We start from the raw sequence: 17,857 nt of genomic DNA, 5'->3' as shown, positions 1-17,857 counted from the left end.
ACCTACGAACTGTTTATTCGTTGAGGAAAAAAATGAAATATGAATTAGATAAAACCAGTGGCAATGCGCGTCGTGGTCGCTTGGTATTTGAACGTCCACAAGGTACGTTCACCGTTGAAACCCCTGCATTTATGCCAGTGGGTACTTATGGCACGGTAAAAGGCATGACACCAGAAGAAGTGCGTGCGACGGGTGCTGAAATTTTATTGGGTAACACCTTCCATTTATGGCTTCGTCCAGGTCAAGAAGTCATGCGTAAACACGGTGATTTACATGACTTTATGCAATGGCATCGCCCGATTTTGACTGACAGTGGCGGTTTCCAAGTATTTAGTTTAGGTAAATTACGTAAAATCACCGAAGAAGGCGTGAAATTTCAAAACCCAATTAACGGTGAGCGCATTTTCCTTTCACCTGAAAAATCCATGGAAATTCAATATGATTTAGGTTCTGACATCGTGATGATTTTCGATGAATGTACGCCTTATCCAGCGACTTTCGATTATGCGAAAAAATCCATGGAAATGTCTCTTCGTTGGGCAAAACGCAGCCGCGATCGCTTTGATGAATTAGGCAATAAAAATGCGCTATTCGGTATTATTCAAGGCGGCGTATTTGAAGAATTACGCAAAGTATCACTAGAAGGTTTAGTGAATATTGGCTTTGACGGTTATGCGGTGGGCGGTTTAGCGGTAGGCGAACCTAAAGAAGATATGCACCGCATTTTAGAATACATCTGCCCACAAATCCCGGCTGATAAACCGCGTTATTTAATGGGCGTAGGTAAACCGGAAGATTTAGTGGAAGGCGTGCGTCGTGGTATTGATATGTTTGACTGCGTAATGCCAACCCGTAACGCACGTAACGGTCATTTATTCGTGACTGACGGCATTGTTAAAATCCGTAATGCAAAATATCGCGATGATACGAGCCCATTAGATCCTGAATGTGATTGCTACACCTGTAAAAACTACACAAAAGCCTATTTATATCATTTAGATAAATGCGGTGAAATTTTAGGTGCACGCTTAAATACCATTCACAATTTACGCTATTATCAACGTTTAATGGCGGAAATTCGTCAAGCTATCGAAGACGATCGTTTTGATGATTTTGTGGTGGAATTCTATGCTCGCATGGGCAAACCTGTTCCACCATTACAATTAGCGGATAAATCATAATTGATGAAAGTGCGGTAGAAAAATGAAGCGTTTTTTGACCGCACTTTTTAACAAAGGAAACCTTATGCAAATCCTCGAACCTCAACAATTTGCCACTTGGAATGAGCCGATTGATATGCTTTATGCTTGTCATAGTAAAGTGAAACGCTTTTGCAAGCAGCTCACCATTCTTCCTAGTTATTTAGAAAAAAATGGCGTGAATCAAGCCGTATTAAATGATGTGAAAACTATTTTGCAGTATTTTAATCATGCTGCACCACTTCACCATGATGATGAAGAAAAAGACTTTTTCCCCGCTTTAATTGAAAAAGCACCTCAAGCGAAAGAGTCGGTGGATGAATTAGAACGCCAACATGTTACTTTGCATGAAAATTGGACAAAGCTTTCCGAGCAGCTAGAAGAATTAATTGTTGAAAAACGCACTGATGTAGATGAAAGGCTGATTACGCTGTTTGTGGCGAGCTATGATAGACACATTGCCCTTGAAGAGCCGCTATTTGAGCTTGGTAAGCAATATTTATCAGCAGAACAACTCACGGCTATGGGCAAAATTATGTTTGCTCGTCGCCAAGCTTAAATCATGAAATATCAATTAAATTTGACCGCACTTTCCTGCCCGATTCCGCTTTTAACCGCGAAGAAGGCTTTGGCAAATTTAGCGCCAAATGATGAATTAGTTTTGCAATTAAATCGTCAAAGTGCGGTAGAAAACTTTGTTGTTTTTTGTGAAGAAAATCAATGTGAATTAGTGGAGCAACATTGGCTTTCCGAACAAATCTTCGAAGTTTGCTTGAAAAAAATCAATTAATCCCAAAATTCTAGGCGTTATTGCCTTCATCGGCTTTTACTGAATGCCGTTTTATGGTATTTTACGCACACTTTTAACTTTTCATTTTATAAGGAAAACACAATGGAAGCACAAAGCCCAATGTCCACATTATTTATTTTCGTGATCTTCGGTTTAATTTTTTATTTTATGATTTACCGCCCACAAGCAAAACGTAATAAAGAACACAAAAAATTAATGTCTGAATTAGCGAAAGGCACTGAAGTATTAACCGCCGGTGGTTTGATTGGTAAAATCACTAAAGTAACCGAAGGTGCTGAAATTGTTATCGCTTTAAACGATACTACTGAAATCACGATTAACCGTAACTATATCGTTTCAGTATTACCGAAAGGTTCTGTAAAATCTCTCTAATTTAAATTCCTAAAGGGAAAACTATGTTAAATCGTTACCCATTATGGAAGAATCTAATGGTGATCCTTGTGGTCGCCATTGGTGCTTTATACTCTCTTCCAAATATCTATGGTGAAGATCCTGCGGTGCAAATTTCTGGTACTCGCGGACAACAAGCAGACACCACCGCATTAACTGAAGTACAAAACGTACTGAAAGAAAATAACCTTCCAACCAAATCTATCGTTCTTGAAAATGGCTCTATTCTTGCCCGTTTCACCAACACAGATGACCAACTTCTTGCCAAAGATAAAATTGCAGAAAAACTTGGCAACAACTACACCACAGCATTAAACCTTGCACCGGCAACACCGGCTTGGTTAAGCAGCATTGGTGCTAACCCGATGAAATGGGGTTTGGACTTACGTGGTGGGGTACGTTTCTTGATGGAAGTGGACATGAATTCCGCCCTTGCTAAACGCCAAGAACAGTTACAAGACACATTACGCAACGAATTACGTAAAGAAAAAATTCAGTTTACGGCGATTAAAAATGGCGACAAATTTGGTACAACGGTCACATTAGAAAACGCAGACCAAATGTCAAAAGCAGCGCGTATTATTCGTCAGTTACACCCAACATTAGACGTGTCTGATATTGGTGACAACACCTTAAACCTTGCCCTTTCTGAAGCGGCATTAACAGAATCACGTAACTTAGCGATCGAGCAAAACTTAACGATTTTACGTAAACGTGTCGCTGAATTAGGCGTAGCTGAAGCGGTTATCCAACGTCAAGGTGCAGAACGTATCGTAATCGAATTACCGGGTGTTCAAGATACGGCGCGTGCAAAAGAAATCTTAGGGGCAACCGCAACACTTGAATTCCGCATTGTGAATTCGTTAGTGAACCCTGAGTCCGCTGCTCGTGGTATGTTGCCTTCTGATACAGAAATCAAATACGACCGTCAAGGTAGACCTGTTGCACTTTACAAACGTGCCGTATTGGGTGGTGAGCACATCATCAACTCAAGCTCGGGTTTAGACCAAAACACCAGTACGCCACAAGTAAGTGTAACCTTGGATAGTGAAGGTGGCGAAATCATGTCGCAAACCACCAAGAAATACTATAAGAAACCAATGGCAACCTTGTATGTAGAATACAAAGACAACGGTAAAAAAGACGAAAATGGCAAAACCATTTTAGAGAAAAATGAAGAAGTCATTAACGTCGCAACCATTCAAGGTCGCTTTAGTTCTAACTTCCAAATTACTGGTGTAAGTAGCTCTGCAGAAGCACAAAACCTTTCTATGTTATTAAAATCAGGTGCATTAATCGCGCCAGTGCAAATCGTTGAAGAACGTACAATCGGACCTTCTCTTGGTGCACAAAACGTAGAACAAGGTATTGATGCAAGCTTCTGGGGCTTAATTGCCGTCATTGTCTTCATGCTGATTTACTATAAAATCTTCGGTATTATCGCAAGCTTTGCCTTGGTGATTAATATCGTTTTATTAGTTGGTTTGATGTCTATCCTACCAGGTGCAACACTCACTATGCCGGGGATTGCGGGTATCGTATTAACCCTGGGGATGTCGGTGGACGCCAACGTACTTATTTTTGAGCGTATCAAAGAGGAGATTCGTAATGGTCGTCCAATCCAGCAAGCCATTAACGAAGGTTATAACGGTGCATTCACCTCCATCTTCGATGCAAACTTAACTACAATTTTAACGGCAATCATTCTTTATGCTGTGGGTACTGGCCCAATTCAAGGCTTTGCGGTAACTCTTGCATTAGGTGTGGCAATTTCAATGTTTACGGCAATTACCGGAACACGTGCTATCGTGAACTTCCTATACGGCGGTAAACGTCTTGAAAAATTATCAATTTAGGTAGGATAAGATGAGATTATTTGCAAAAGATAAAAACGGACATTTTATCCGTGAAGTGAATGGGATTAAATTGCCATTCCCTCTCACTGAATTTATGAAAGTGAGATTTGTGGGATACGCATTTTCTGCGATTTTAATGGCGATTTCCCTCTTCTTCATTGTGACAAAAGGCTTCAACTGGGGCTTGGATTTTACCGGTGGTGTGGTATTTGATACTCACTTCTCACAACCGGCTGATTTAGAGAAAATCCGTGGCACATTAAATCAAAATGGTATTGCAAGCCCGATTGTACAAACAACTGGTTCTGTACAAGACGTGATGATCCGATTACCAGCTGACAATAACGATTCTGCCATTGGTGATCACGTTAAAAGCATGCTTCAAACGATTGATCCAAATATTCATATTAACAGTATTGAATTTGTGGGTCCAAACGTCGGTGAAGAACTGGCTCAAGGTGCTGTTTATGCGACCCTTGCGACTTTGGCAATGATGTTAATTTACGTTGGCTCACGTTTTGAATGGCGTTTAGGTTTTGGTGGTATTGCCTCACTTGCGCATGATGTGGTGATTACACTCGGTGTATTCTCTGCATTACAAGTCGAAATGGATTTAACCTTCGTGGCAGCAATTCTTTCCGTTGTAGGTTATTCCATCAACGATAGTATCGTGGTATTCGACCGTGTGCGTGAAAACTTCCGCAAAATTCGCCGTGTAGAAACCATTGATATTATTGATATTTCCCTAACGCAAACCTTATCGAGAACCATCATGACATCTCTCACAACGCTTCTTGTTGTGATTGCCTTGTTCTTCTTTGGTGGTCCATCAATTCATAACTTCTCATTAGCGTTATTAATTGGTATCGGTTTTGGTACTTACTCATCAATCTTTATCGCGATTGCGATTGCTTATGATATCGGCCTACGCCGTGAACATATGATTTCACCAAAAGTGGATAAAGAAGTCGATGATTTACCTTAACCTATCGAACACAAGATAAAAAGAAAGCCACCATAGCGGTGGCTTTTTTATTGCTAAAATAATGTCATTTTATGACCGCACTTTATTCGTTTACATCACCTAATAAAGCCGCATATTTCTTCGTTGATTCGGAGCTTTCCAACGTAATTTTAAACGCCATTGTCAGCGGCACAGAAAGTAACATACCTACCGTACCAAGTAACCATCCCCAGAAAAGTAATGAAAAGAATACGACCAAGGTAGAAAGACCTAAGGTTTTACCCATCATTTTCGGTTCAATAATATTACCGATCACAATATTTAATGCAATGATACCGACGGTTACGCCCATTCCTACACCAAATCCGTTCAGCAATAACGCTTGAACAATAATAGGCACCGCTGCAATAATTGAACCAATATTCGGAATATAATTTAATAGGAAGCTTAACGTCGCCCATAAAATGGCATATTGGACATCCATCACATCCAACAAAATCCACGTCGAGATACCGGTAAGCAAACTAATCACTGTTTTCACGCCAAGATAACTAATCACACCGTCTAAAATACGATCAATATGATGTTCTTCCGCGACAACATCATGTTCATTATCACTTAACACTAAAGCAAGTTTATACTTCATCGTCGGTGCTTCAAGTAGCATAAAAATCACCGCTAAGATCAACACAAAAACATTCGTCACGACGCCAGAAAAGTTTAATAATAAACGGCTCACAAAGTTCATAATCACACTCGGATCAAAATGCTCCATAATGGCTTCGCGAGAAATCACAATCGGCAATTTCAGTTTTTGAGCTAATGCTATGACGTCATTTATACGCTCCGAAAGCAGCACTTTATATTGAGGGATCGAGCGTGTAAATTCCTGCACACTGCTGTTAATTAATCCCGCCAGGAAAAAGAATACAATTAAAATCAAGATAAACAACAAGGCAATCGCAATACCATGTGGCACTTTGCGTTGTGTCATTGCTTTAATCACTGGCGAGCAAATAATGGCGATAAATAATGCCAATAAAAAAGGCACAACAATCTCTGCCGCCAGTTTAATTCCCGCAAACACAATCACTAAAGCCGCCATAGCGACTACAGTGCGGTTAAAATTTAAGTTTTTTTCCACTAAATGGCTTCCTCATTTTCTTCGCCTGTACGAACACGAATCACGCGTTCTACATCATAAACAAAGATCTTTCCATCACCGATTTTGCCTGTTTGGCAGGTTTCAATAATGGTTTCAAGGCATTGCTCAAGCAAATCATCTGGCACGACAATTTCGATTTTCACTTTAGGCAGAAAATCCACCATATATTCTGCACCACGATAAAGCTCTGTATGCCCTTTTTGACGACCAAAACCACGGACTTCAGTCACGGTCATTCCGCTAATGCCAATATCAGATAGATTTTCACGCACATCATCTAATTTAAATGGCTTAATAATGGCTTCGATTTTTTTCATCTTATTTCTCCAAATTTTCGCGACGTGCGGCTTTTGGTCGGAAGCTTGTAATCACCTCAGGCTTGGTATCAATATAAATACCATCAATTAATTGCAAACAATAAGGCACCGCACTAAAAATCCCTTTCACTAAGACCTTGCCTTGCTCATCTTTCACGCCTTCTAAAGTCTCTTTGATGGCTTTCGGCTGCCCTGGTAAATTCAAGATTAAGCTGTTTTTACGAATTACACCAACTTGACGAGATAAAATCGCTGTCGGCACAAAATGTAAACTCACTTGACGCATTTGCTCGCCAAATCCAGGCATTTCACGATCGGCTACCGCTAATGTGGCATCAGGTGTCACATCACGTTTTGCTGGTCCGGTACCACCTGTTGTAAGCACTAAATGACAATGGTGCTCATCCACTAATTCTTTCAGTGTTTGTTCAATTAATGGCTGCTCATCTGGAATTAATCGAGTTTCCACTTCAAAAGGATCCACCAATGCTTGTTCTAACCATTGTTGTAATTCGGGAATCCCTTGATCTTGATACACACCACTTGATGCACGGTCTGACACTGAAACCAAACCAATTTTTAAAAGTACGGTCATTTTCTTCCTCATTTTTATACGCAATAAACAGCGTCATTCTACCCTATTTTATCTTTTACCAAAGCATAAAAAAGCCATTTAGCTTTCACTAAATGGCTTTTCATTTTACAAATTATTGTCTGGCTTGAACTTTGCCATCCACATAATCCACGGTGACCACTTTACCTGGTAATAATTGACCAGATAGAACTTGTTGAGCCAAGCTGTTTTCGATCTCTTGTTGGATTGCACGTTTTAATGGACGCGCCCCATAAATTGGGTCGTAACCGACTTCACCAATGAAATCTAATAACGCTTCGGTAAACACTAATTCGTAGCCACGAGTTTCCATACGTTTTGCTAGACGTTCTAATTGAATGCTTGCAATCGCACGGATATTGTCTTTGCCAAGTGGATGGAATACCACCGTTTCGTCAATACGGTTGATGAATTCCGGACGGAAATGTTGGCTCACCACTGACATCACTAAGGCCTTCATTTCGCCATAGCTTTCGTCTTTGCTGCCTTGGATTAAATCAGAACCCAAGTTAGAGGTCATAATCACCACGGTGTTACGGAAGTCTACTGTACGACCTTGACCATCAGTTAAACGACCATCATCCAACACTTGTAATAAAATGTTGAATACATCTGCGTGTGCTTTTTCCACTTCATCGAGCAAAATCACCGAATATGGACGGCGACGCACCGCTTCAGTTAAATAACCACCTTCTTCATAGCCGACATAGCCTGGAGGTGCCCCCACTAAACGAGATACGCTGTGTTTTTCCATAAACTCTGACATATCGATACGTACCATCGCATCTTCACTGTCAAAGAGGAATTTCGCCAAAGTTTTGCAAAGCTCTGTTTTACCTACACCAGTTGGTCCTAAGAATAAGAATGAACCAATTGGGCGATTAGGATCTGAAAGCCCTGCACGGCTACGACGAATCGCATTTGCTACCGCATCTACCGCTTCTTCTTGACCGATCACGCGTTTATGCAATTCTTCTTCCATGCGTAAGAGTTTTTCTTTCTCACCTTCCATCATTTTAGAAACAGGAATACCTGTTGCTTTAGAAAGCACTTCGGCAATTTCCTCATCAGTCACACGATAGCGCAATAAGGTCATTTCTTTGCCTTCGCTGGTTTCAGCGGCAGCAAGTTGTTTTTCCAATTCAGGAATACGACCGTATTGAAGCTCAGACATTTTACTTAAATCACCTGCACGACGTGCTTGTTCCATTTCAGTTTTCGCCGCATCTAACTCTTGTTTGATGTGTTGTGAACCTGAAAGGGTCGCTTTTTCTGATTTCCAAACTTCTTCAAGTTCAGCGTATTCGCGTTCTTTATCAGCAAGCTCTTTTTCTAACATGTCTAAACGCTTACGACTTGCTTCGTCTTCTTCTTTTTGTAATGCTTGTTGTTCCAATTTTAATTGGATAATACGGCGTTCAAGACGATCTAGCGGCTCTGGTTTAGAGTCAATTTCCATACGGATGCTCGAAGCGGCTTCATCGATTAAGTCGATAGCTTTATCCGGCAATTGACGATCGGAAATATAACGGTGTGAAAGCGTTGCTGCTGCCACGATTGCCGGGTCAGTAATATCTACATGGTGATGGATCTCATAACGCTCTTTCAAACCACGTAAGATCGCAATGGTATCTTCGATACTTGGCTCATCCACAAAGACTTTTTGGAAACGACGCTCAAGTGCGGCATCTTTCTCGATATATTGACGATATTCATCTAGTGTTGTTGCACCCACACAGTGTAATTCACCACGTGCTAAACTTGGTTTTAATAAGTTACCCGCATCCATCGCACCATCAGTTTTACCTGCACCAACCATGGTATGGATTTCATCAATAAAGAGGATCACGCGACCTTCTTCTTTTGATAATTCATTTAAAACAGCTTTTAAGCGCTCTTCAAACTCACCGCGGTATTTCGCACCGGCAATCAAAGCACCCATATCTAAAGAAAGTACACGTTTGTTTTTTAAGCCTTCAGGCACTTCACCATTAACAATACGTTGTGCTAAACCTTCTACAATAGCGGTTTTACCTACACCAGGCTCACCGATTAATACCGGGTTGTTTTTGGTACGACGTTGCAATACTTGAATGGCTCGACGAATTTCTTCATCACGACCAATAACCGGGTCGAGTTTGCCACTTTCAGCACGAGCTGTTAAATCAATGGTATATTTTTCAAGAGCTTGTCTGCTTTCTTCTGCATTTTGATCGTTCACGCTTTCTCCTCCACGAATATGTTGGATCGCTTGTAGAATTTGTTCTTTTTTCGCACCACATTTTTTCAAAATGTCATTTAATGTGCCTCGCTCTTCAAGCGCGGCTAATAAGAACAATTCACTAGAAATAAATTTATCTTGTTTTTGTTGAGCTAATTTGTCACATAAATTCAACAAATTAAGTAATTGACGGGAAATTTGCACATCACCGCCATTACCCGACACTTGTGGCAATTTATTCAATTCGGCGTTTAATTCATTACGCAATAACGCTACATTCACACCACTGGTCGTTAAAATTGGTGCAATTGAACCGTCTTGTTGATTTAAAAGTGCGGCCAATAAATGCACTGGTTCGATAAACTGATTATCTTTACCAAGCGCTAATGACTGTGCTTCACTGAGTGCTTGTTGGAATTTAGTGGTAAATTTTTCAATATTCATATCTTATCTTCTCCTGCATTAAATACTCGGGGTCATCCCCTTTATGAGTAATTAAATAAGACCCTTTTTTGGTATTTCAAGAGAAAAAATCGACAATTTTTAATTTTTTCTATCAAATTTTACTTCTTGATAGGTTTAAGCAACTAAGATTTGATGAAGTGGCACGTCCCATACTTCTGTTGGAAGTTGTTCAACTTGCTGACATTGATGAGCTAATCCCACAGGAATAAAAGAAGAATTTTGCCAATTTTGTAAGGTTCGGTCATAAAAACCACCGCCCATGCCAAGACGATTCCCTTGTTTATCAAAAGCAACAAGTGGTGTAAAAAGAATGTCTAATTCATCCAAAGGCAATACGTTTTGTACATTAAGTTTGGGCTCCCAAATGCCAAATTTATTTTTCACCATTGGTGTATCTGGCAAATAACGTAAGAACAAAAGATGATTAGGATTGAAAGGGTGCAATACCGGCAAATAAACGTGTTTATCTTGTGCCCAAAGGGTTTTGATCAGTTTCTCCGTGGAGATTTCACCATCAAAGGAAACATACAAGGCAATATGCTGCGCATTTTGTGCTTCAATTAATGCAAGCGCTTGCTGAGTGATGGAATCTTCTGCCTGTTGCTGCTGAAGTGCGGTCAAATTGGCTCGTGTTTTACGAATTTGTTGACGGAGCTGATTGCGAAGCGTTTGCTGTGTTGATTTCATTCGATTGGAAAGAATGGATTTAAGAGGAAGGTCCCAGAGTGCCGCTACGAGTAGTAGTCCTTGAACCCGACGGTCCAAGGAAACCGGTAAGGCCATTTTTAGGTTTCTTTAGTCCAATGACAAAGTCAAAGGTCAAGCCTACACACCAATGGCGGGAAACCGATTTATAAAGTTCTAAGTATCGGCTCAGGGACATAACCCATCCACGAACACCCCAGGAAATCTTTTAAATTTATACTAGCTCAATTTGATTAGTTTGACTAGCCTTTATTTGAATAATTTTGCTTATTCAAGCTCGTCCCACAAGGGACGAGAATTATTTTTTAACTGGTTGAGTTAAATCAGACTCTTCCGGTTTTTTAACTTCCGCAAATTGTTTATCTTTATTCGCATCGATAACTTGCTGGGTTTGGTTCGCTAATTGTTGTAAACCCATTTTCTCGTATGCTTCTTTCATTAAGAATAAACCTTCGTAAGTCGCTTTTGCATCCGGATATTGTTGCAACATACCCACTACACGGTTTGATACCGCAACCCACGCATCACGTTTTGCATAGAATTTAGCAATTTCTAATTCATGACGTGCTAATGAGTCTTTGATATACGCCATACGTGCTACCGCATCTTGTGAATATGGGCTATTTGGGAACGCACGCACTAAGCTTTGGAAGTTAGAAAACGCCGTTTTCATTGAAGTTGTTTCACGCGTTGCACGATCGATACCAAAGAAATCTTGGATCATGTTATCGGCAGTCGCTAAGTTTGTTAAACCCGCCATATACACTGCATAGTCACGGTTTGGACTTTGTGGGAATTGCTGTAAGTAGTTATCTACAGTAACCAACGTTGCTGTGTAATCTTGTGTTTTATAGTTTGCATAAATTAAATCAAGCATTGCTTGCTCTTGGTAAGTACTACCAGGGAAACGCTCTGTCGCTGCTTTTAAATAACGAATCGAGTCAGAATAGCTTCCTTCTTGTAATGCAGCCGCGCCTTTTGAATAAAGCTCATCAACAGAAGCTTGCTCCACTTCTTTATTACCACTGCTACAAGCTGCAATAGCGAATGAGGTAAGAGCAATAAGCGCGAGAGATTTTATTTTACGCATTCTTTTTTCCTTAATTTTTACGAAAATCAATAAATAAGTTACAATTAACGAATATTGTATAGAACATTACACAATAAGCCAACTTTTTAAATTTTTAGATGGATTTTTTATGCCACAAATTACCTTAACGGCTGAAGTTCAGCCCGAACAAATGGGACAGCGTTTAGACCAAACCCTCGCAGAGTTGTTCCAGAATATTCCCGTTCGCGTTTAAAAACCTGGATTGAAGCAAAACAAGTAAAAATGAACGGTGAAATTACCGATATCCCCGTGCAAAAGTTTATGGCGGAGAGCAAATTGAAATTTCGGTAGAAGTGGAAGATGAAAACCGTTTTGAGCCACAAAATATTCCGCTCAATATCGTTTATGAAGATGACGATATTATCGTGATTAACAAACCTAAAGATCTTGTGGTTCACCCTGGTGCAGGCAATCCAAATGGCACGGTACTTAACGCGCTACTCTATCACTATCCACCTATTGCCGAAGTACCGCGCGCAGGGATTGTGCATCGTTTAGATAAAGACACAACGGGTCTCATGGTTGTCGCTAAAACGATTCCTGCACAAACGAAACTTGTGCGCGATTTACAAAAACGTAAGATCACTCGTGAATACGAAGCCGTTGCTAGTGGCATTATGACCAAAGGTGGCACCGTAGATCAGCCAATGGCTCGTCATGCCACAAAACGCACATTGATGGCGGTTCACCCAATGGGTAAACCAGCTGTGACGCACTATCGCATTATGGAGAATTTCCGTAATTACACCCGCTTACGCTTACGTTTAGAAACGGGCCGTACTCACCAAATTCGTGTTCACATGGCACATATTGCACATCCACTATTGGGTGATCAAACTTACGGAGGCCGCCCTCGCCCACCTAAAAATGCAAGCGAAGCCTTCACTGAGGTGCTACGCAATTTTAAACGCCAAGCCTTACATGCGGTTATGTTGCGTTTAGCTCATCCTATCACAGGTGAAATGATGGAATGGTATGCCCCATTGCCAGATGACTTTGTCGAATTACTGCATGCCTTAAAAGCGGATTACCTCGAACACAAAGACGAGTTGGATTACTAAGATGAAAACCATTGTTCCAAACTGGAATGTTCCACCACATATCCAAGCTTTTACAACCACAAGAGAAGGTGGCGTAAGCCTGCCGCCTTTCGATAGTTTCAATTTGGGTGATCATGTCGAAGATGATAAAAGTGCAGTCAAAACTAACCGCACTTTATTGGTCGAAAAATTTAATCTGCCACATTTCCCGTTGTTTTTAAATCAAACGCACAGTACTCGTGTGATTACGATACCTTATGAGGGCAATAATTTCGAAGCTGATGCGGTTTACACCAATCAACCTAACCAAGTATGTTTAGTGATGACGGCTGATTGCTTGCCGGTTTTATTCACCAATAAGCAAGGGACTGAAGTAGCTGCGGCACATGCGGGCTGGCGTGGGCTCTGTGATGGTGTATTAGAAGAAACCGTGAAATGTTTCCAATCTGCCCCCGAAGAGATTATTGCGTGGTTTGGCCCTGCTATCGGCCCTAATGCATTCCAAGTTGGTAAAGAAGTGATTGAGCAATTTATGGCTTTTAACCCGATTGCAGAAATGGCTTTTCGACCCGATCCGAATGAAGCAGGAAAATACCTTGGCAATCTTTATCAAATCGCCACACAACGTCTCAACAAATTAGGAATTACCCAAATTTACGGCGGGGAGCATTGCACATTCAATGAAAAAGAGAGCTTCTTTTCCTATCGTCGAGATGGCAAAACAGGAAGAATGGCGAGTCTAATTTGGATAAAAAAATAAACCTATCAATACAACAAACCGCACCTTAAAGTGCGGTTTATTTTTGGCTTATTCTGAATAGTTTTCAAACCAACTTTCTAAGATCAGGCAAGCAGAGATCCCATCTACTTTACCTTTATTGAGAGCACGATAACCACCACGCTGAAAAATTTCATCTCGAGCAGAAACCGTCGTTAAGCGCTCATCTTGCAGTTCGACTTTGATACCGAAACGACCATTTAAGCGATTGGCAAATTTTTTCGCACGAAGTGTTAAATCTTGCTCGGTACCATCCATATTTAAAGGCAACCCCACCACAATAACATCAGGTTTCCAGTCTTTTAAGCATTTTTCAATAGCATCCCAATTTGGAATTCCATCTTGCGCTTTAAATGCCGGTAACGCTTGCGCCGTCCCCGTGATACTTTGCCCGACGGCACAACCAATGCTTTTTGTGCCAAAATCAAACGCGATTGCCGTGATGTCCATTAACTATGCCCTACTTGTGAAAAGACAAAATTATGAGGATTAATCCCCAATAATTGATTCGCGGCGGGGTAACGATCTTCATAAATCGTTTCAAATAAAATGGTGTCTGACGCTGGCGCGACTAGCCATGCATTATCTGCAATCTCTTGTTCTAGCTGTCCCGCTGTCCAACTGGCACAACCGAGCGAAACAAGATATTTTTCGGGCGCATCCTCTGAACCAAAGGTTTCCACAATATCAGCCGATGTGGTGAGATACATCTCATCGGTAATTTTATAACTATGCTCAAATTCTTTCGCAGTTTTCTTATGCAGAATAAAACCACGCTCAGAATGTACCGGCCCACCTGCAAGCACAAGTTCATTGCTAAAAGTGCGGTCATTTTTCATCATAAAATTCATTTTTGAATACAACTCAGCAATACTTAAATCAGTGGGTTGATTAATCACTAAGCCCATCGAACCTTGCTCATTATGCTCACACATATACACCACAGTATTTTGGAAATAATCCTCCAACTGTGGCATCGCAATTAAAAATTGCCCTTGTAAATCCATCATTATCCCAAATCTCCAAAACAAATTTGCAACGCACTAATCGCTGCTAAAGAAGCCGTTTCTGTGCGTAACACACGCTTTCCTAATAAAATTTCAGTAAATCCTTGTTGTTCAGTTTGAGCGATTTCTTGAGGTGATAAACCGCCTTCTGAACCAATAAGCAAACGAACCCCTTCTTTGGGAATAGAAGGCAAGGTTTTAATAGAATATTGGGCTCTTGGATGTAAATTCAATTTCAACGCGCCATCATTTTCTGCACACCAATCTTGTAATTTCATTAACGGACGAATTTCTGGCACAACGTTACGGCCACATTGTTCACAAGCTGCAATGGCAATTTTTTGCCATTGTTGGATTTTCTTATCCATACGCTCACCATCTAACTTCACGCCACAGCGTTCTGACCATAATGGTGTAATCACATTCACGCCCAACTCTACGGATTTTTGAATGGTAAATTCCATTCGATCACCACGTGAAATAACCTGCCCTAAATGAATCGATAAATTCGACTCTTTATCACTTAATTCACAACCAAGAATATCCACCTTAACGGCTTTTTTGCTCGCTTCAATAATTTTCGCTGGATAAATATGATTACTTCCATCAAATAATTCAATTTGCTCACCTTCAGTCATACGAAGCACACGTCCTACGTGATTAGCCGCGTCCTCTGAAAGTTGGCAAATAGATTGATTTTTAAGGGATTCGGGATGATAAATTCTTGGAATTCGCATAATATTGAGTCTTTGATATAAGGAAAAGTGCGGTCATTTTCAACCGCACTTTTAATATTATTCTGCTGCTATAAATCTTTTGGCAAATTTTCTAAAATGGCTCGCCAGTAAGCGGAAGTAACTTGTTTGTGTTTACGAATACAGTCCACCACCAAATCTGACTGGCCTTTTTCGCAAATCTCACGCAATTCAACATAGAAATCATAAGTTACTTGGCGATGTTTTTCTTTGCTGAAAAACAATAACCCTATTTTGTGATAAACCCCACGCAAACTGTTAAAAATCAAACGATAGAAAGGTTTATTAGCCATTACGGTAAACTGACGAAATAGCGCATAGTCAAATTCCATATAGCTTTCAGCAGTATTTTCTAATGAATCTAGCCCCTTAAACAAACCAACCGAAGCTTTATACGAATTTTTTACAGCTTCATAAATATAAGATTCAGACATACGACTACGCAATGAAAGCATATTTTCAATGATTAACGGCGCGCTTTGACGATCTAAAGTAATTAAGGTTTCAATAATGCTTGGACCCGCTGTATCCCAAATATCATTGACTTTTGTCGGTTTGCCATGTTGAATGGTAAGCCAGCCATCACGAGCCAAACGCTGTAATACCTCACGTAATGTCGTGCGTGTGACGCCGATTTTATCAGCTAAATCACGTTCAGAAGGAAGGTTAGTGCCAGCGGGAAATACATCATCCCAAATACTTCTAACAATATATTCTTCGGCAAGCGCGGCTGGGCTTTGAGCCCGTAAAAGGGTATTATCTGTTTGCATGAGTATGAAATAAATATAAAAAAGTCTAAAAAGATCAAAAAAATGTGATTTATTCACTAAATCTTCAACTGGTCTATTATCCTTTAAAGCAGTATATATTACAATGACAGGACTATAAAAAACGGAGTTCGATATGACTTACACACAAGCATTTATGAAAAACTTTCTGGGAACGAGTCCAGATTGGTATAAATTAACCATTATTGCCTTCCTGGTAATTAATCCAATTTTATTTTTTTGGGTAAGCCCATTTGTGGCTGGCTGGTTACTCGTCGCAGAATTTATTTTCACCCTAGCCATGGCATTAAAATGTTACCCTCTTCAACCAGGTGGTTTATTAGCATTTGAAGCCATTGCTATTGGTATGACAAATGCGGAACACGTTAAAGCAGAGATCGTAGCAAACTTTGAAGTGGTTTTACTTTTAATCTTCATGGTGACTGGTATTTATTTTATGAAGCAACTTTTGCTTTATGTCTTCACCAAACTATTAGTGCGCATTCGTTCTAAAATCGCCCTTTCTTTAGCATTCTGTTTCAGTGCTGCCTTTCTTTCAGCATTCTTAGATGCACTAACAGTTGTAGCAGTCATTATCAGTGTTGCCATGGGGTTCTATGGGGTTTATCACAAAGTCGCATCAGGCAAAAACCTACAAGATGCGGTTGATATTTCTGATGATAACAAAATCAATAATCACGAAACCTTAGAAAAATTCCGCTCTTTCTTACGTAGTTTAATGATGCACGCTGGCGTGGGGACTGCACTCGGTGGTGTAATGACCATGGTGGGCGAACCACAAAACTTAATCATTGCAGAACAAGCTAAATGGAATTTCATTGAATTTTTCTTCCGTATGGCGCCAGTCACTGTTCCTGTCTTTATCTGTGGATTACTCACTTGTATTTTAGTTGAAAAATTTAAAGCATTCGGTTATGGCGAAAAACTACCAGAAGAAGTATGGCAAGTCTTAGCGGATTTAGATCGCGAAAATGCACAAAAAATGTCTAAACAAGATAAGATTCGTCTTTCTGTCCAAGCTATTATCGCGGTTTGGTTGATCTTAGGCTTAGCCTTCCACTTAGCGGCTGTCGGCTTGATTGGTTTAAGTGTGATTATTCTTGCAACAACCTTTACAGGTGTAACTGATGAACATGCCATTGGTAAATCATTCCAAGAAAGTTTACCTTTCACTGCGTTATTAGTGGTATTTTTCTCTATTGTTGCGGTGATTATCGATCAAAAACTCTTTGCGCCAATTATTCACTTCGTATTAAGTTCTGAAGAGAAAACACAGTTAGCGCTATTCTACGGTTTCAACGGTTTACTTTCCGCAATTTCGGATAACGTATTCGTTGCAACGGTTTATATCAATGAAGCGAAACATGCGCTTGCGACAGGTGCTATTGCACCGCATCAATTTGAATTACTTGCTGTAGCAATCAATACAGGGACAAACTTACCTTCTGTTGCGACACCAAACGGTCAAGCTGCATTCTTGTTCTTACTCACATCATCGCTTGCACCGTTAATTAAACTTTCTTATGGTAGAATGGTCTACATGGCATTGCCTTATACTATTGTATTAACGTTAGTTGGTTTCCTTTCAATTGAATTTATACTACCTGGGGTAACAATTTGGCTTGCTAACCTTGGCTTAATTCTTCCAATTTAATAAAACATAGGAGAGAGA

At 40.3% G+C, this 17,857-nt stretch carries 18 protein-coding genes, 1 other RNA gene and 1 pseudogene; 9 read left to right on the top strand and 11 right to left on the bottom strand.

Annotated elements, in window-relative coordinates; translation table 11 throughout:
- Positions 1-32: 32 nt before the first annotated feature.
- The 6 genes from tgt to secF all read left to right on the top strand — a co-directional run bounded on the left by tgt (position 33) and on the right by secF (position 5,241).
- Positions 33-1,181 carry a tRNA guanosine(34) transglycosylase Tgt gene (gene tgt, locus DX522_RS07810; protein ID WP_065243046.1) on the top strand — a complete coding sequence of 383 codons (1,149 nt, stop codon included), beginning with the start codon at positions 33-35 and terminating at the stop codon, positions 1,179-1,181.
- A gap of 64 nt (positions 1,182-1,245) precedes the next feature.
- Positions 1,246-1,758: a hemerythrin domain-containing protein gene (locus DX522_RS07805; protein WP_262054195.1), complete on the top strand. Its 513-nt coding sequence runs from the start codon at positions 1,246-1,248 to the stop codon at positions 1,756-1,758.
- 3 nt (positions 1,759-1,761) lie between these two features.
- Entirely contained in the window at positions 1,762-1,989 is a 228-nt protein-coding gene (locus DX522_RS07800; protein ID WP_115180389.1) for a sulfurtransferase TusA family protein, read from the top strand.
- A gap of 102 nt (positions 1,990-2,091) precedes the next feature.
- Positions 2,092-2,382, top strand: coding sequence for a preprotein translocase subunit YajC (yajC, locus tag DX522_RS07795; protein WP_005695468.1), 291 nt, complete (start codon positions 2,092-2,094; stop codon positions 2,380-2,382).
- Positions 2,383-2,405: 23 nt separating this feature from the next.
- Positions 2,406-4,256 (top strand): protein translocase subunit SecD, encoded by a 1,851-nt coding sequence (secD, locus tag DX522_RS07790; RefSeq protein ID WP_115180388.1) that lies wholly within the window; start codon positions 2,406-2,408, stop codon positions 4,254-4,256.
- 10 nt (positions 4,257-4,266) lie between these two features.
- Complete coding sequence (gene secF, locus DX522_RS07785; protein ID WP_115180387.1) at positions 4,267-5,241, top strand: protein translocase subunit SecF; 975 nt, start codon at positions 4,267-4,269, stop codon at positions 5,239-5,241.
- A gap of 82 nt (positions 5,242-5,323) precedes the next feature.
- On the opposite strand, the gene DX522_RS07780 is transcribed toward secF, so the two are convergent.
- The 7 genes from DX522_RS07780 to DX522_RS07750 all read right to left on the bottom strand — a co-directional run bounded on the left by DX522_RS07780 (position 5,324) and on the right by DX522_RS07750 (position 11,796).
- The gene (locus DX522_RS07780) at positions 5,324-6,364 is read right to left on the bottom strand and encodes an AI-2E family transporter (protein ID WP_115180386.1); all 1,041 of its coding nucleotides are present in this window, start codon (positions 6,362-6,364) and stop codon (positions 5,324-5,326) included.
- On the bottom strand, positions 6,364-6,702 hold the full coding sequence (gene glnB / locus DX522_RS07775; RefSeq protein WP_115180385.1) for a nitrogen regulatory protein P-II: 339 nt from the start codon (positions 6,700-6,702) through the stop codon (positions 6,364-6,366). Before glnB ends, DX522_RS07780 begins: the two co-directional genes overlap by 1 nt.
- A 1-nt stretch (position 6,703) precedes the next feature.
- Positions 6,704-7,297 carry a molybdopterin adenylyltransferase gene (gene mog, locus DX522_RS07770; protein ID WP_115180384.1) on the bottom strand — a complete coding sequence of 198 codons (594 nt, stop codon included), beginning with the start codon at positions 7,295-7,297 and terminating at the stop codon, positions 6,704-6,706.
- 112 nt (positions 7,298-7,409) lie between these two features.
- Entirely contained in the window at positions 7,410-9,980 is a 2,571-nt protein-coding gene (gene clpB, locus DX522_RS07765; RefSeq protein WP_115180383.1) for an ATP-dependent chaperone ClpB, read from the bottom strand.
- A 135-nt stretch (positions 9,981-10,115) separates the two neighbouring features.
- Positions 10,116-10,688: a 5-formyltetrahydrofolate cyclo-ligase gene (locus DX522_RS07760; protein ID WP_115180904.1), complete on the bottom strand. Its 573-nt coding sequence runs from the start codon at positions 10,686-10,688 to the stop codon at positions 10,116-10,118.
- 26 nt (positions 10,689-10,714) lie between these two features.
- A non-coding RNA gene (gene ssrS, locus DX522_RS07755) (6S RNA) lies at positions 10,715-10,912 on the bottom strand.
- A gap of 92 nt (positions 10,913-11,004) precedes the next feature.
- A complete protein-coding gene (locus DX522_RS07750) occupies positions 11,005-11,796 on the bottom strand; it encodes an outer membrane protein assembly factor BamD (protein ID WP_115180382.1) in 792 nt (263 codons plus the stop codon).
- Positions 11,797-11,905: 109 nt separating this feature from the next.
- On the opposite strand from DX522_RS07750, the pseudogene rluD reads away from it, so the two are divergent.
- Positions 11,906-12,878 (top strand): annotated as a pseudogene (rluD, locus tag DX522_RS07745) (23S rRNA pseudouridine(1911/1915/1917) synthase RluD).
- 1 nt (position 12,879) lies between these two features.
- Complete coding sequence (gene pgeF / locus DX522_RS07740; protein ID WP_115180381.1) at positions 12,880-13,617, top strand: peptidoglycan editing factor PgeF; 738 nt, start codon at positions 12,880-12,882, stop codon at positions 13,615-13,617.
- Positions 13,618-13,665: 48 nt separating this feature from the next.
- On the opposite strand, the gene ruvX is transcribed toward pgeF, so the two are convergent.
- From ruvX to fadR, 4 genes are all read right to left on the bottom strand, one after another.
- Positions 13,666-14,085, bottom strand: coding sequence for a Holliday junction resolvase RuvX (gene ruvX, locus DX522_RS07735; RefSeq protein WP_049362326.1), 420 nt, complete (start codon positions 14,083-14,085; stop codon positions 13,666-13,668).
- Positions 14,085-14,645 (bottom strand): YqgE/AlgH family protein, encoded by a 561-nt coding sequence (locus DX522_RS07730; protein WP_115180380.1) that lies wholly within the window; start codon positions 14,643-14,645, stop codon positions 14,085-14,087. The genes ruvX and DX522_RS07730 overlap by 1 nt, the downstream gene beginning before the upstream one ends.
- Positions 14,645-15,379 (bottom strand): 16S rRNA (uracil(1498)-N(3))-methyltransferase, encoded by a 735-nt coding sequence (rsmE, locus tag DX522_RS07725; protein WP_115180379.1) that lies wholly within the window; start codon positions 15,377-15,379, stop codon positions 14,645-14,647. The genes DX522_RS07730 and rsmE overlap by 1 nt, the downstream gene beginning before the upstream one ends.
- A 68-nt stretch (positions 15,380-15,447) precedes the next feature.
- Entirely contained in the window at positions 15,448-16,167 is a 720-nt protein-coding gene (fadR, locus tag DX522_RS07720; protein ID WP_115180903.1) for a fatty acid metabolism transcriptional regulator FadR, read from the bottom strand.
- A 133-nt stretch (positions 16,168-16,300) separates the two neighbouring features.
- Here fadR and nhaB point away from each other — a divergent pair, with 133 nt between their 5' ends.
- Complete coding sequence (nhaB, locus tag DX522_RS07715; RefSeq protein WP_115180378.1) at positions 16,301-17,839, top strand: Na(+)/H(+) antiporter NhaB; 1,539 nt, start codon at positions 16,301-16,303, stop codon at positions 17,837-17,839.
- Positions 17,840-17,857: the final 18 nt, after the last annotated feature.

The sequence above is a fragment of the Haemophilus parainfluenzae genome (assembly GCF_900450995.1).
Lineage (GTDB): Bacteria > Pseudomonadota > Gammaproteobacteria > Enterobacterales > Pasteurellaceae > Haemophilus_D > Haemophilus_D parainfluenzae_O.
The sequence above is the reverse complement of the archived record's forward strand: the minus strand, read 5'-3'. Positions and strand labels throughout refer to the sequence as shown.

Coding starts and splice junctions, on each gene's coding strand:
- yajC (WP_005695468.1), top strand. CDS start 2,092: ATGGAAGCACAAAGCCCAATGTCCACATTATTTATTTTCGTGATCTTC.
- secF (WP_115180387.1), top strand. CDS start 4,267: ATGAGATTATTTGCAAAAGATAAAAACGGACATTTTATCCGTGAAGTG.
- nhaB (WP_115180378.1), top strand. CDS start 16,301: ATGACTTACACACAAGCATTTATGAAAAACTTTCTGGGAACGAGTCCA.
- DX522_RS07800 (WP_115180389.1), top strand. CDS start 1,762: ATGAAATATCAATTAAATTTGACCGCACTTTCCTGCCCGATTCCGCTT.
- pgeF (WP_115180381.1), top strand. CDS start 12,880: ATGAAAACCATTGTTCCAAACTGGAATGTTCCACCACATATCCAAGCT.
- DX522_RS07805 (WP_262054195.1), top strand. CDS start 1,246: ATGCAAATCCTCGAACCTCAACAATTTGCCACTTGGAATGAGCCGATT.
- clpB (WP_115180383.1), bottom strand. CDS start 9,980: ATGAATATTGAAAAATTTACCACTAAATTCCAACAAGCACTCAGTGAA.
- tgt (WP_065243046.1), top strand. CDS start 33: ATGAAATATGAATTAGATAAAACCAGTGGCAATGCGCGTCGTGGTCGC.
- mog (WP_115180384.1), bottom strand. CDS start 7,297: ATGACCGTACTTTTAAAAATTGGTTTGGTTTCAGTGTCAGACCGTGCA.
- secD (WP_115180388.1), top strand. CDS start 2,406: ATGTTAAATCGTTACCCATTATGGAAGAATCTAATGGTGATCCTTGTG.
- rsmE (WP_115180379.1), bottom strand. CDS start 15,379: ATGCGAATTCCAAGAATTTATCATCCCGAATCCCTTAAAAATCAATCT.
- fadR (WP_115180903.1), bottom strand. CDS start 16,167: ATGCAAACAGATAATACCCTTTTACGGGCTCAAAGCCCAGCCGCGCTT.
- glnB (WP_115180385.1), bottom strand. CDS start 6,702: ATGAAAAAAATCGAAGCCATTATTAAGCCATTTAAATTAGATGATGTG.
- DX522_RS07730 (WP_115180380.1), bottom strand. CDS start 14,645: ATGATGGATTTACAAGGGCAATTTTTAATTGCGATGCCACAGTTGGAG.
- DX522_RS07750 (WP_115180382.1), bottom strand. CDS start 11,796: ATGCGTAAAATAAAATCTCTCGCGCTTATTGCTCTTACCTCATTCGCT.
- DX522_RS07760 (WP_115180904.1), bottom strand. CDS start 10,688: ATGAAATCAACACAGCAAACGCTTCGCAATCAGCTCCGTCAACAAATT.
- ruvX (WP_049362326.1), bottom strand. CDS start 14,085: ATGGACATCACGGCAATCGCGTTTGATTTTGGCACAAAAAGCATTGGT.